The 13,579-nt window shown below is 60.4% G+C and carries 12 protein-coding genes; 8 read left to right on the forward strand and 4 right to left on the reverse strand.

All coding sequences use genetic code 11. The features are described 5' to 3' along the window. Positions 1-111: 111 nt before the first annotated feature. The 4 genes from CI785_RS00775 to CI785_RS00790 all read right to left on the reverse strand — a co-directional run bounded on the left by CI785_RS00775 (position 112) and on the right by CI785_RS00790 (position 4,879). On the reverse strand, positions 112-1,536 hold the full coding sequence (locus CI785_RS00775) for an MFS transporter (protein WP_105030205.1): 1,425 nt from the start codon (positions 1,534-1,536) through the stop codon (positions 112-114). After that, positions 1,533-2,348 (reverse strand): ABC transporter ATP-binding protein, encoded by an 816-nt coding sequence (locus CI785_RS00780; protein ID WP_338064864.1) that lies wholly within the window; start codon positions 2,346-2,348, stop codon positions 1,533-1,535. The genes CI785_RS00775 and CI785_RS00780 overlap by 4 nt, the downstream gene beginning before the upstream one ends. Next, positions 2,345-3,130 carry an ATP-binding cassette domain-containing protein gene (locus tag CI785_RS17720; RefSeq protein WP_105030206.1) on the reverse strand — a complete coding sequence of 262 codons (786 nt, stop codon included), beginning with the start codon at positions 3,128-3,130 and terminating at the stop codon, positions 2,345-2,347. The genes CI785_RS00780 and CI785_RS17720 overlap by 4 nt, the downstream gene beginning before the upstream one ends. Positions 3,131-3,925: 795 nt before the next feature. Further along, positions 3,926-4,879 (reverse strand): sugar-binding transcriptional regulator, encoded by a 954-nt coding sequence (locus CI785_RS00790; protein ID WP_157940098.1) that lies wholly within the window; start codon positions 4,877-4,879, stop codon positions 3,926-3,928. A gap of 186 nt (positions 4,880-5,065) precedes the next feature. Here CI785_RS00790 and xylB point away from each other — a divergent pair, with 186 nt between their 5' ends. From xylB to CI785_RS00830, 8 genes are all read left to right on the forward strand, one after another. Continuing rightward, positions 5,066-6,523 (forward strand): xylulokinase, encoded by a 1,458-nt coding sequence (gene xylB, locus CI785_RS00795; RefSeq protein ID WP_157940099.1) that lies wholly within the window; start codon positions 5,066-5,068, stop codon positions 6,521-6,523. Continuing rightward, positions 6,520-7,173 carry a beta/alpha barrel domain-containing protein gene (locus CI785_RS00800; protein WP_105030209.1) on the forward strand — a complete coding sequence of 218 codons (654 nt, stop codon included), beginning with the start codon at positions 6,520-6,522 and terminating at the stop codon, positions 7,171-7,173. The genes xylB and CI785_RS00800 overlap by 4 nt, the downstream gene beginning before the upstream one ends. Then, entirely contained in the window at positions 7,151-7,687 is a 537-nt protein-coding gene (locus tag CI785_RS00805) for an SIS domain-containing protein (RefSeq protein WP_157940100.1), read from the forward strand. Before CI785_RS00800 ends, CI785_RS00805 begins: the two co-directional genes overlap by 23 nt. Before the next feature lie 54 nt (positions 7,688-7,741). Next, entirely contained in the window at positions 7,742-8,797 is a 1,056-nt protein-coding gene (locus tag CI785_RS00810) for an NAD(P)-dependent alcohol dehydrogenase (RefSeq protein WP_105030211.1), read from the forward strand. Beyond that, complete coding sequence (locus CI785_RS00815) at positions 8,794-10,293, forward strand: sugar ABC transporter ATP-binding protein (protein ID WP_105030212.1); 1,500 nt, start codon at positions 8,794-8,796, stop codon at positions 10,291-10,293. Before CI785_RS00810 ends, CI785_RS00815 begins: the two co-directional genes overlap by 4 nt. Next, on the forward strand, positions 10,290-11,330 hold the full coding sequence (locus tag CI785_RS00820) for an ABC transporter permease (RefSeq protein WP_240614926.1): 1,041 nt from the start codon (positions 10,290-10,292) through the stop codon (positions 11,328-11,330). Before CI785_RS00815 ends, CI785_RS00820 begins: the two co-directional genes overlap by 4 nt. Before the next feature lie 49 nt (positions 11,331-11,379). Then, a complete protein-coding gene (locus CI785_RS00825; RefSeq protein WP_105030214.1) occupies positions 11,380-12,387 on the forward strand; it encodes a sugar ABC transporter substrate-binding protein in 1,008 nt (335 codons plus the stop codon). A 323-nt stretch (positions 12,388-12,710) separates the two neighbouring features. Beyond that, the gene (locus CI785_RS00830; protein ID WP_105030215.1) at positions 12,711-13,478 is read left to right on the forward strand and encodes an SDR family NAD(P)-dependent oxidoreductase; all 768 of its coding nucleotides are present in this window, start codon (positions 12,711-12,713) and stop codon (positions 13,476-13,478) included. Positions 13,479-13,579: the final 101 nt, after the last annotated feature.

Consider the following 13,579-nt stretch of genomic DNA (forward strand, 5'->3'; position numbering starts at 1 on the left):
CGCTGCTGCCCGTAGCCCCGGCGGACTCGGGAGATCCGGATGAGAAGCAGCCCGTCAGCGCGAGGCAGCTGATGGTCGAGACGGCGAAGAGGGCAAGGGAGCGGCGGTGCGTCATGGCTGAACCTTCTGATCGAGAACGGGCGGAAGAACCCGGGATGAGGAACGTGCGGGCGGTGCAGGACGTGCAGGAGCGGTCGGGAGGAAGCGGGGCAGCAGCGCCGCGCTGAAAGTTGCCAGGAGGATCAGGAGGGCCCACCCGGCGGCACCGCCCAGGGTGTCGCGGAGGACACCGGTCAGGCTGTTGCCAACCAGTACGGCGATGCCCCCGCAGCTGGCAAGGAGACCGTAATAGGCGCCCAAAGACCGTTGACCGGCGAAGCGGTGGACCTGCTGCATACCGGCGGGGCCGACGAGCATATGCCCAACGGTGAGGAGTACAACGAAGACAATAGGTCCGGTCATCACCGGGAGCCCCGGTGCCAGGTTCATCCCGGTACTGCCAAGCAGAGCGACCGCTAGGAAACTTGCCGCTACACAAGTGAAGCCTGCGCGTAGGGCAGTCCCCGGGCCGAGGCGGGTTGCCAGTGCCGATATCGGAAGCTGCAACGCAATCGTCAGGACCGAGGCAATAGTGAAGAGGGCAGCCAACGATCCTGCGCCGGCTCCGTGGGCCTGGAGTTCGAGCGGCAATGAGAAGTACAGCTGGTTGTAGGCCAGAAGGTTCACACTGAACAGGGCAGCGAAGAAGACAAACCTGTGATCAAGCAGGCACGCAAAAGGCTGGCGGGCATGTGATCGGGTCAGTTCAGCTTCAGCTTCAGGTTTCGAATCGATCCTTGCGGCAGCAATGTACTCGGGTAGAAGGACCCGGAGCGTAATCCCTACAACAAGGAAGAGAGCGGCTGAAGTGACCGCGACTAGGGCAAAGCCAAACGGCTGTAGGGCGATGCCAAGCAGGGGTCCGGTAACCGCTCCAATTTCCCCGAACAGGACGAGCCAGGCAAAGAGATTTCGCTGCCGGGCAGGTTGGGCGTTGCTACTTTCCGCTTCCGGCACCCCTGTTGTCCCGTGGACGGCTGCAGGGTCGTTGGTGTTCCCTGCGCCGGTTTCTTTAAAAGTTCCTGGGGTGACCGCTGTGGTGCGGGCGCGATCGAGCGTCCCGATGAGTCCTTCGACAGCGGGGGAGAAGAAAGCGCCCCCGATACCTGTGAGTACGGCGCTGAGGAGAAAGGGCCAGAAACTATCGGAGAAGGCGAGGCCGAGGTAGCCGGTGGCGCGGACGATGCACCCCATGAGGATGCTGCGGCGTGGCCCCCAACGGTCGGCGATGACCCCGCCGAGGAGGAACATGCCCTGCTGGCTGAAAGTTCGGGCACCGAGGACGATGCCCACAGCGGTGGCGCTGAGACCTAGATCCTCGCTCATGACGAAGGCGAGAAAAGGTACAACCGCGTAGAAGCCGACGTTGAAGACCAGTTGCGTAGGTAGGAGCAGGGACGCCGAGACATGCTTGCTCGTGGGAGCGGGGAAAGTCATTGAGCGATGACACCCGGGGTCAGGCGTGCGGCATTGAGGGCACGGGTCACCTCGTGTTGTGGGGACTCGAGAATCTGCTGGGTTGGTCCTTCCTCAACGATGCGCCCGTCTGACAGCACTGCAGTTCGCGTGCAAACCGTGGCGACGGCGTCGAGGTCGTGAGAGACGAACAACACACCCAGTCCCTGATCGCTGATCAGCATCTGTAGGACGCCGAGCACCTGATTGCGTAACGGCAGGTCCAGTCCGCTGACTGGTTCATCTGCGAGGAGGATCGCCGGGGATACCACCAGTGCACGGGCGATCGCCACCCGCTGGTTCTGCCCGCCGGAGAGTTGAAATGGCCGCTTGTCGGCCGCGGATGAGGGAAGCTCCACCCGGGCTAGCGCCTCCCGCACTCTCATCGAATGCTGGCCTTCCGCCTCCAGGCAGACGAGAGGTTCCCGAAGGAGCTGCTCGACGGTCATGCGGGGGTCAAGGCTACTGGCAGGATCCTGGGGTACGTACTGAACAGTGCGTCTGAATGCGCGCAGGGACTTCAAGGATCCGGGTCGGATGATGTGGTCCTGAAGAGTGACAGTGCCTGAATCTGGTGTCTCAAGGGCCAGCAGGGTGCGCAAGAGCGTCGACTTGCCCGATCCCGAACTGCCGACGAGTCCTATACTTGTGCCACTGGACACCTGCAGGGAAATGCCGCGAAGGACCTCCCTACGGGTGCTACGGCGGAAAGTCCGACCGACCTGGTACACAGACAGTCGAATGTCTTCGGCTCTGAGGACCGCCACGCGATCTGATGTGTGGGTAATAATCACGCGGCTGCGTTGCTTCCGCGAGTGATCATCGGGCTGACGGGATGCTGTCCGGAGCGCAGAAGAGTTCGTGCCACAGGGTGGGCGGTTTCGCTCGTAAGGTGCTCGAAGGACCCGTGATCCAGGACAGCGCCTTCAGCGATAACTACTGCCCGGCTGCACAGCAACGCTGCCACTGCCACATCATGAGTGATGAGCAGGACCCCGGCTCCGGCTGCAGTCGCTCGCTGCAGGGCCCTGATGACGAGCTGCTGGGCTACGACATCGAGAGCAGTCGTTGGTTCATCAGCAATCAAAACAGCTGCGTGGCACGCAAGTGCCTGAACGATGCACACGCGTTGCCGCTGCCCGCCTGAAAGCTCCATCGGGAAACTTTGGAGAACGCGCCATGGGTCAGTGAAGCCCACTTCCTCCAACAGGGATGTCATCCACGCCATCGCTGCGGGCCGGGTGTGGGCCTTACCGGATCGCAGCAACACGGGAATGAGTTGGCGGTCAATCCGCACGAGGGGGTGAAGCGCAGTCAGTGAATCCTGGCGGATCGCAGACACTCCCGACCGACGCCTCACGGAGAGTGGGACCTCGTGGCCTTCGATCCTCAGATGCCCACTGACCTGCGCAGCGGCAGGCAAGGAACCAGTGAGCGCAGCCGCAGTGAGCGATTTACTTGATCCGGAGGCGCCAATCAGTGCCACAGCCTCCCCGGCGGCAACTGATAGCGAGACGTCGCCGACCAACGTCCGGTTCCCAATGCGCACTGATAAGCGCCTTAGGTCGAGACTCATAGCCTGCACCCCACCTGGTTGATAACGATTCTCATCACTGCTGAGGGTAATGATAATGACTTCAGTTCTCAAAATCGTGACAAGATGGTGTGTTGGTCTGGCTCAAGCAGCCCACACCGAGGGGAGTGTTGATACCCATTGCAAAGGCGGCCGATCGATCCGATGCTCGAACATGCACAGCACCTCCTGTGTACGGGTGAATACCGCGCGAAGCGGATTGTGCAGCAGCTCAGCGGGCGTCCCGGAGGCTCTCCCTATCTCTGGAAAGGTACTGGGGTGGATCGATCTCGCACCGATGTGAGCGAATCAGGAACGCCGTAACGATGAAGGCTGAAGGTGCCCCTCCCCTGCGCGGCTTGGACCTGACTGGTTTAACGGTCGGGTCGAAACCTCCAACGACGTCCATCGCGCCCTGCATCGGTCGGAGCGAGGTTGCTTTTAGCGGACGCGATGACGATTCCGCCGAGCCAAGCCTGCTGGTTGGCACTGCCGAAACTCAATCTTTACTCTCACCAGCACTACCGCTGCCACCTATGTTGAGCACGCTGGGCTCAAGGTGATGACGGGCGAGCCGAACGGTGGCCTCACGGCCAATAACGATCGCCTTAACGGATCTTGAACGCCTCAGTCCTGAGGCGGAGAAAGCAGAGATTTCATCAACCACTAGCGGAGGATTGAAGCGGCAAGAGCCTTCGTCAACCACCTGTTCCAAAGTCGGAGAGCATCTTCCCCAGGCATCAGGGGTTTTGTAACACCACCGAGGCAACCTCAGCGTCATGCGTCATGCGTCATGCGTCATGCGTCATGAAGCATCACATCAGCAAGGTCGACATCGACAATCAGCGAGGAGAAGATTCTGGACGCTGCGGCGGCTCGAACAGCGTCCGCCCTCTCGGATCCAGTAGCGAAGCCAATCACCTGACGAGCGCGCTGCAACTGCTGAAGACTGACACCTATGACTCGCCCGTCAAGTGGCGTGCTCACGGTCTTTCCTGAGGTGCCGATGAACAGGCCGGAGATCTCGGCGACCGCGCCGGCTTCAGCACATTGCACTCGTACGCTAGGGGAGACCTTCTCCCACACAGCGGACTGCTCAGCCCGCCATGCCCCAATAGACACAACGGCTATGTCGAGCGAGTCCGCTCCGGCCAGAACGTCGGCTACGACAGGTTGGCGACGGAGATCTTGTGCCGTTTCGATTCGATCCACGACCAAGGGAGCGAATAGGGGATGGGTGGTGATGCCACTTCGGCGATCGAGTTGGGCCAACAGCCGTCGAAAGGTTCCGCCACCTGTGGTGTCAAAGGCACCCGTCAACTGGACAACTGTGCATGAGGGTAGTGCTGCAAGGAGGTGAGCAGCCCGGTCAAGTGTTCGGGACCAGGAAATACCCACTGTCATGCCGGGTCGGATGTCGGTGGCCAACTGATCCAAGACGGCACCGCCGACGCGTTCGACGTGCAGTTCCCGAGCCGCTGGATCCCCCACGATACGAACGGTTTCGATGCCGAGGATCGACGCCAGCTCCATCTCGCGGGGAGCAGCCGGAGGCCGGGGATCGTGAACCTGGATCGTGACGACGCCTGTAGCCAACGCACTCTCGAGCAACCGCGCGATGTGAAATCGGCTAAGACCAAACTTCGCTGCAATCTCAACTTTTGACTGCCCTTCAAGGTAGTACGCACGTGCCACGCCGGCCATCAGCACTTGCTGCTGCAGGGGTTCTTTCGGTGGTCTTGAGCTGCTCACTTCCACTCCTTCGGTCGCTCGTATGAGCATACTTGCTCAGATGTAAAAACGCTTCTAATCTCCTCTAGAGACCTGAATCACTCTCATGGATCAGCCACCAGCATCGGAATGAGCTTGATCATCAGCCGCAACGGCCATGACTGAGTAAGTGTGAATGTTCATTTGAGCTCAAAGAGGAGTAGCGCGGTGAGTTTTTATGCCGGTGTGGACAGCTCTACCCAATCTACGAAGGTCGTCTTGTATGACCAGAGCGGACTTCCGGTAGGGGCAGGATCGGCTCCCCACACGCCCACCTTCCCCCCCGTCAGTGAGCAGGATCCGGAATCATGGTGGCAGGCGCTGATTGCAGCACTTGGCCGGGCCGCTGAGGATGCAGGTGTCGACTTGGCGGACGTGCAGGCCATTAGCGTTGCAGCGCAGTGCCACGGATTGGTTGCACTGGATGCCCGGGGGAGAGTCCTCCGGGCAGCGAAATTGTGGAACGACACGACTTCAGCGCCGCAGATGCAGCGTCTTCTCGATCGTCTGGGCCCTGCTGAATGGGCGCAGCGGGTGGGGTCGGTACCGACTAGCGCCTTTACTGTCTCCAAGCTGCTGTGGCTTCAGGAGAATGATCCGGGCTCGTTCCGGTCCCTGGGTTCGGTTCTTCTTCCACATGACTGGTTGACCTGGCGGATGACCGGTCAGCGAGTTACGGATCGCTCCGAGGCCAGCGGAACCGGGTATTTTGATGCGAGCCGTGGAACTTATGACTTGGATATTCTCTCTCTGATCGACCCGGCCACGGACTGGGAGCCCCTGCTTCCTGCTGTTCTAGGGCCGACCACGGCTGCGGGTGTTATCACCGAGGAAGCGGCGCGGGACCTTGGGTTACGCCCTGGGACCCTCGTGGGTCCCGGCGCAGGGGACCAGCACGCCAGCGCCCTGGGTTTAGGCGTTGGTACCGAAGACGTCGCCTATTCCTTTGGGACTTCCGGTGTCGTCTTCTCAACCAGCGCGAACCCTGTTCGAGATGCTGCGGGAATCATCGATGGCGTGGCCGACGCTGCTGGCGGATACCTTCCCCTGGTCAGCACCCTGAACGCGGCTCGCGTGGGTGACAGGTTTGCCTCCTGGCTCAACGTCAACCACGCGGAACTGAGCGATCTGGCGCTGAATGCATCTACCAAGAATCTGCCGGTTCTGGTGGCCTACCTCGACGGGGAGAGGAAGCCCAACCTCCCTGCAGCAACGGGAACTTTGGCGGGTTTGACAACAAGTACGACGCGGGAGCAAATCGCTCGGGCGGCCATCGAGGGCGTCATCTTCGGCCTGCTTCGGGGCGAACACGCGCTACGCAACGCCGGCGTGCCCCTTGCGGGACGCACGATCGTCACCGGGGGAGCGTCACGTTCTTTCGCCTATCCCCAGCTGTTGGCGGATCTCGCTCAACGTCCTGTGTACGTGTCGGATGCATTCGAACCCGTCGCTGCAGGAGCCGCCATCCAAGCAGCGGCATGCTTCCAAAATAAGGACATCAGCGAGGTCCGTGATGCATGGGCCGCACCCGCGCACCTGGCTGCCGAACCACGACCCGACAATGAATCCGAAGACCGCTTCCTCCGGTATCTGGCCGCCAGCGAAGCGAACAGGGGTGACGGATGAGCCGCCTCACCACCGTCGCAGCTGAACGGCATGTCCTACTCTCCGGAAGTCTCCTCGCTGTCCTACCGGAGAAGAGACTTGCTGCCGCCGAGTATCTCGCGCAGCACAACCACTGGGTCCATGTTGATGTCATCGAAGGGACTTTCCGGGGACAGGCTGGAATTAGTCTGACTGAGCTCGAACACCTCACGACTGTCAGGCACGTTCTAGACATTCATCTCATGGTGGACGACCCTGCGGATATCATTCCCCGCCTGCCCGTGCGGCCGCGACGACTCACAATCCAGATCCGCGACCTTTCCGACGTCGCTCACTTAATGAAGGTTGGCCGAATCGCGGCGAGCGAAGTGTGGATAGCTGTCGAGGAAGTAACCCCCCGACACGTGGTGCATCTGACGGAACTAGAACCCGACGGGGTGCTGGTCATGTTGACTCCTCCTGGTAGCCCCGGGCACGCAGCAGACATTGATCGTCTGGCCCACGTACGCCTGATCCACTCAGCGCAGCTGCAGGTGGGTGTCGATGGTGGGATCACTGGCGACAATCTCGGCCAGGCCGCCGACTCCGGTATCACCTACGCGGTCTCAGGTCGGGCATTTTTCGATGAACTACATCAGGAGGCACCCCATGGCAGCAGTGTCACCCAGTAATGCCCTGCAGATTGTTGCCAGCGAGCTCGCGACGGCGCTCGTCATCGACACCCAACAACTCGACGCTGTCACCGCCGAGCTCGCCAACACGAATCGGCGATGGTTCACCGCTGGTCAGGGACGCAGCGGGCTCGTTGCCGCGATGACGGCCATGCGCCTGATGCATCTGGGTTACGACACTCACCTCGTCGGCGAGTCGACGGCACCGTCAATACGAAGCGGGAACGGAATCATCGTGTTCTCACGCTCTGGAGGAACACCCATCAGCGTGTCTCAGGCGCGCACCGCTAAGAACGAGGGGGCAGTAGTCCTGGCCATCACCGAGAATGCCGATTCTGACTTGACCCGTTTAGCCACCGCTGTGCTTCAGGTGCCATCGGGTCCCTCCCAGCAGTTCGGTGGCAGCCGCTTCGAGCAATCATCTCTGGTGATCTCCGATGCGATCGTCCTAGCTCTCGCTTCGCGAAACGGTCACCACCAGGAGATGCAGTACCGGCACACCAACCTTCACTAGCCACTTTCGTGAGGCCACCCTGGCCATCAACACCTAAACCGAAAAGGAAAGTACATGACTCAGATCCCGTCAATGATGACCGCGAGCGTGCTTCGAGGCGTGGGAGACCTCATCCTCGAGGAACGACCCGTGCCCACACCTGACGCGGATCAGGTGCTGATCCGCGTCCATAGCGTCGGCGTGTGCGGATCGGATGTGCACTACTTCAAGCACGGACGCATCGGTCCGTACATTGTCGAGTCTCCACTGATCCTCGGTCACGAGCTCAGCGGCGAGATCGTCGCTGTCGGAGCGAATGTAAACGACTCTCGCATCGGCCAGCGCGTAGCCGTCGAACCTCAGCGCCCATGCCGGGTCTGCGATTTCTGCCGCCAAGGTGCGTACAACCTCTGCCCGAAGATGGAGTTCTACGCGACGCCTCCCATCGATGGGGCGTTCTGCGAATACGTCCTCATTCAGGACGACTTCGCCTACGAAGTCCCCGACACGATCAGTGACCACGCGGCTGCGCTCATGGAGCCCATGTCCGTGGGCATCGCCGCGGCGCAGAAGGGCGGCGTCAAGGTTGGGGACACCGTCCTCATCGCCGGTGGTGGACCCATCGGAATCATCACTGGCCAAGTCGCCCGGGCCTTCGGTGCCGCCGACGTCGTAATCGCCGATATCAACCCGGCGCGGCGAGAACTCGCCGCCACCTACGGTTTGAGAGTCGTTGACCCTGCCACTGAATCGACCGAGGACCTCGCGGCCCATGTCTTTGTGGACGCATCCGGCGCCACCCCTGCAATTCTCAACGGCATCCGTTCAGTGCGCGCAGGCGGGACCGTCGTACTGGTGGGCAGTGCAGATCAGTTCCCGCTCTCCGTCCCCGAAGTGGCGATGCGCGAACTGAATGTGACGGGAACGTTCCGATACACGAATACTTGGCCTATAGCTCGGGCCCTCCTGGTATCAGGTCAGGTCGAACTCGACTCGCTCGTCACTCACGTCTACGGTATTGAGCAGGTCGAGGAAGCGCTCGGTGGTGAGGGTGCGGTCGATTCGCTCAAGCGCATCGTTCTTCCCGGAGTGCGGGTTGTCGATAATCCTCAGGTGCGAGGCGAATCGTGAGCGACACTGCGCTGTCAATACGAGGTATCAGCAAATCGTTTCCTGGCGTGAAGGCGCTCGACGACGTGTCGTTCGACGTTCGCCCCGGATCGGTTCACGCGTTCTGCGGCGAGAACGGTGCAGGGAAATCCACCCTGATGAAGATCATCAACGGGATCTACCAACCCGACACCGGAACAATCCGGATCCGGGGTGAGGAAGTCCGCATCAAGAACCCCATTGAGGCGCGCGCACACGGGGTAGCGATGATCTCGCAGGAACTCAATTACGTCCCCGAGATGACCATCGCCGAGAGCTTCTTCCTCGGGCGGCTGCCCGTGAAGCACGGCAGAGTCAACTGGGGCTTCATCCGCAGTGAGGCTAGTCGGGTGTTGAAGGAGGAAGGACTGAACTTCTCCATTAACCGGCGGCTCAGCACGCTTACCGTGTCGGAAATTCAGACGCTGGAGATCGCGCGGGCGGTCTACCACAGCGCCGACGTCCTGATCATGGACGAGCCGACCTCCGCGATCGCGCACAAGGAGGTGGAGTCCCTCTTCGAGAAAATCCGCGCGCTGCGAGCTGAAGGCAAATCGATCATCTATATCTCTCACAAGATGGATGAGGTCTTCGAACTTGCGGATGACATCAGTGTGCTCCGCGATGGCACGGTCGTCAGCTCACAGCCGGCGCGCGACATCACCTCCGCTGGAGTGATTGCCCAAATGGTGGGCCGCGATCTAGACCACCAGTCCTACCCCAAAGAAGCTGTCAGCCTCGGCGACACGGTGTTCAGGGCGTCTGGACTATCCAGCGAACACACCTTTGAGGACATCAGCTTCGACATCAGGGCAGGCGAAATCGTCGGCCTGGCTGGCCTCATCGGCGCCGGCCGTAGCGAAGTCGTCCGCGCCGTGTTCGGTCTCGACCCCCTCGACGCGGGAACCGTGGAAGTCAACGGTGTGGCCGTGAAAACCACCACGCCGAAACAAGCCATCGGGCATGGCATCGCGATGCTGTCCGAGGACCGCCGCCTGGTAGGAATTATCCCGAAACTGAGCATCAAGAAAAACGCGACGCTTGCAAGTCTCAACAAAGTGTTCCGTGGCGGCTTCGCCCGGACGCGCGTCGAAGAGAAACTGGTCGACGCGTACTTCAAGAAAATGAACGTAAAAGCTCCCAGCAACGAAACACGCATCGAGTCGTTGAGCGGCGGCAACCAGCAGAAAGTACTGCTGGCTCGCTGGCTGATCGCCGACCCCAAAGTAATGCTCCTCGACGAGCCCACCCGCGGCATCGACGTGGGAGCCAAGTTCGAGATCTACAAGATCATGACCGAGCTTGCCCGACAGGGTCGCGGGATTCTCATGATCTCCTCCGAGCTACCCGAACTGATCGGCATGTGTGACCGCATCTTTGTCATGTCGGCCGGCCGTCTCACTGCAGAACTGACACCGGACCAGTTCTCGCAGGAAACCATCCTCAAATACGCCATGAATGAAATCGAGGTGGCATGACAATGCCCTCCAAGTTGAAGAACTTCGAACTGAGCCGCTACTCCATCTTCATCATCCTGGTGGTGGTATTCGTAGCCGCAAGCTTCCTGAGCCCCAACTTCCTCAGCGGGGACAACATGTTCAACGTCCTCCGACAGGTCGCGGTGATCACCATCCTCGCCTACGGGGCGATGACGCTGATCATCGGAGGAATGATCGACCTGTCCGCTGGAGCGGTCATGGCGTTCGCAGGCGTCGCATCGGTCATTGTCTACAAATCCAGCAACAACATGCTTCTCGCAGTCCTGGTCGGTATCGCAGTAGGGGTGGCCTGCAACCTCGTCAACGCATTCCTTGTCGCGACCTTGCGGACACCAGCCTTCATCGTCACTCTCGGCATGATGCTGATGGCGCGAGGTGCCGTCCTCGAACTCACTCAGGGTCAAAACGTGCTTCAGCTCGGCGACTTCATCCTGATCGGGCAGGGCAACCTCGGATGGATGCCCATCCCCGTCCTCATTCTGATCGTCATCACCGCAGTCATCTGGTACCTGATGAACCAGACCCGCTACGGCCGATCCGTGTATGCGGTGGGTGGCAACGAAGAAGCAGCCCGCGCAGCCGGCATCGCTGTCGAACGGGTCAAGTATCAAGCCTTCCTGGTCAACGGGGTACTCGTCGGCATCGCAGGAGTCATCTTCATGTCCCGCGTCAACGCCGGCCTCCCGAACGCCGGCATCGGCTACGAGTTGCAGGCAATCACCGCGCCGATCATCGGCGGCACCAGTTTCTCGGGCGGCGTCGGAACCGTGTTCGGCACCCTCGCCGGCGCACTGATCGTCGGAGTCCTCGGAAACATCATGAACCTCGTCGGCGTCGGCTCCTACATCCAGCAAATCGTGATGGGCCTCATCATCGTCGTCGCCGTCGCATACGACGTCTTCAGCAAGCGCGGCAAAGCCAAGACCACCATCCTCAAATCCACCTCAAAAGGCGAACCCAAGCCTCCTGAAGGTAAGGCCCCAGCCACCTCAGGGGCATCCACCCTCGAGCAATGACCATTCCCCATCCCGCTTCACTTCTCACCAACCTTCCAAGGAGAACTCAATGAAGAACTTCACCCGCAGGACTTTCGCCTTCAGCACCGCAGCTGCCGTCGCCTTCAGCCTCGTTGGCTGCTCAGTCACCACCGGCAACCCCGGGTCCAGCGACACTGCACCCCGCGAGCAGAAGGACGAGTACCGGGTCGCGTACATCGCCCGAGCACAGGCAGACTCGTTCGCCGCCTGGCTCGCCGACGAAATGCAGGACGAGGCAGCCAACTACGAAGACCTCAAACTAGAGGTGTTCGACGGCCAGGCTGATGATGAGATCGAGAACCGGATGATCGAAAACGCGATCGCCAACAAGTTTGACGCCATCATCATTCAGGCCAACAACGCCGATGCACAGATCCCGTACATCCAGCAGGCCGTCGACGCAGGCATCGTCACGATCACCACCAACCCGCGCGTGGAGGGCGTCGACGGAACCAACTCCGTCGACGCCAACCCGTACGACCAGGGCGCGATCGTCGCGCAGACGGCCCTTGAGCAGATTCCTGAGGGTGCCAACGTGGTGGTGCTCAACGGCCCGGCAGGCAACTTCCATAGCACCGAGCGCCGCAACGCATGGGAGAAGGAATTCTTCGAAAAGCGTCCTGATGTCAAGATCGTTGCTGAGGACACCGCCAACTGGAACAAGGACGAAGCCCTCACGTTGATGGAGGACTGGTCGCTCGCGAACCCGAAGATCGACGCGATCGTCTCCGTGAACGACAACATGGCGTCGGGGGCGCTTGAAGCCGTGAAGGGCAAGTCCGGTTTCGAAGGCATCCTGGCATACGGCGTCGATGGCACCCCCGAAGCGACCCTTCTCATCCAGGAAGGCAAGATGACTGCCACCTCCCTTCAGGACGCTGGAGAGCTCGCCCAGTTGAACATGAAGGCTGTCCACGATCTCCTCACCGGGGCCGAGGAGGAAGTCAACGTGAACGTAGGGAACCCCCTGATCACGAAGGACAACGCACAGGAGTACATCGACCTGTACACCGAAGCAGGCCTGATCGACAACTGATTTACCACGAGGAACGGGGTGGGGCGCGGATTACTCCCGCCCCGTTCCTCGTTCCTGTTTCGCGGTTCCGAAAGCAACACCGACATTCAACAAGAGTCCAACACTGAGACGCTTCACTAGAATCACACGCCCTATCTTCGACCTTTTCGGTATCGCCATCGGACAAGACAAAGGGCGGACCAATTCGGGTGACATGACGGGTATCTCCGATACCATCGATGGCGCCGCAATACATGGTACTTACACAACGCGGGGCAGGAAACAATATTTGCTCCATTAGGTACATGCAGCACCGCTTCACCGCCTAGGCAAAGGAGACTCAGATGACCGTTCTCAATACTTTTCAGCTGACCGACCGGCTCGCTCTCGTCACCGGCGCAACCCGTGGCCTCGGTCGGGCCTTCGCCCTCGCCCTCGCGGAAGCTGGCGCAGACGTTGTCATTCACGGCCGCGACGCAGACGCCGCCTCGAAACTTCAGTCCGAGATCGAGGCCCTCGGACGTACCGCACACGTTGTACTCGGTGAGCTGACCAACCGCGAAAACGTCAATCGCATCGTTGCCGAAGCAATTGAAAAAGGCGGTCACATCGACATCCTTATTAACAATGCCGGAGCCTGTATCCATAACGCAGCACTCGATGTCACAGACGATGAATGGTCACACGTCATCGACACAAATCTCACTGCCCTTTGGCACATGTCCCAAGAAGTCGGCGCGCACATGGTCGACCGTAAGGCGGGCAGCATCGTGAACATCGGTTCGATCTCCGGCATGATCGTGAACCGCCCGCAAATGCAGCCCGCTTACAACGCCTCCAAAGCGGCCGTGCATCAGCTCACGAGATCCTTAGCCGCCGAGTGGGCCTCGTCGGGCATCCGCGTGAATGCCGTCGCTCCTGGTTACGTCAAAACTGACATGTCGCCTGTCGACGATCCGCAATTTCGCCGCTACTGGATCGAGGATGCACCGCAACAGCGTTACGCAACTCCAGCCGAAGTCAGCCCAGCTGTCGTGTTCCTCGCGTCCGACGCCGCAAGTTTCATGTCCGGAACCGTACTTGTTATCGACGGCGGATACACCCTGTTCTAAGCATTACCAGTCGCAAGGCATACAACGGACGGTCCCACCGGGACCATATAACACCAATCAGACACAGACGCTCGACGCCATGGAAGGGGCTGCTCCCGCTG

Source organism: Arthrobacter ruber, from assembly GCF_002954225.1.
GTDB lineage: Bacteria > Actinomycetota > Actinomycetes > Actinomycetales > Micrococcaceae > Arthrobacter_D > Arthrobacter_D ruber.

Bases quoted from the DNA above. Each gene is read 5' to 3' on its own strand.
- CI785_RS00775 (WP_105030205.1), bottom strand. From the start codon at position 1,536: ATGACTTTCCCCGCTCCCACGAGCAAGCATGTCTCGGCGTCCCTGCTC.
- CI785_RS00830 (WP_105030215.1), top strand. From the start codon at position 12,711: ATGACCGTTCTCAATACTTTTCAGCTGACCGACCGGCTCGCTCTCGTC.
- CI785_RS00810 (WP_105030211.1), top strand. From the start codon at position 7,742: ATGACTCAGATCCCGTCAATGATGACCGCGAGCGTGCTTCGAGGCGTG.
- CI785_RS00820 (WP_240614926.1), top strand. From the start codon at position 10,290: ATGACAATGCCCTCCAAGTTGAAGAACTTCGAACTGAGCCGCTACTCC.
- CI785_RS17720 (WP_105030206.1), bottom strand. From the start codon at position 3,130: ATGAGTCTCGACCTAAGGCGCTTATCAGTGCGCATTGGGAACCGGACG.
- CI785_RS00805 (WP_157940100.1), top strand. From the start codon at position 7,151: ATGGCAGCAGTGTCACCCAGTAATGCCCTGCAGATTGTTGCCAGCGAG.
- CI785_RS00825 (WP_105030214.1), top strand. From the start codon at position 11,380: ATGAAGAACTTCACCCGCAGGACTTTCGCCTTCAGCACCGCAGCTGCC.
- CI785_RS00800 (WP_105030209.1), top strand. From the start codon at position 6,520: ATGAGCCGCCTCACCACCGTCGCAGCTGAACGGCATGTCCTACTCTCC.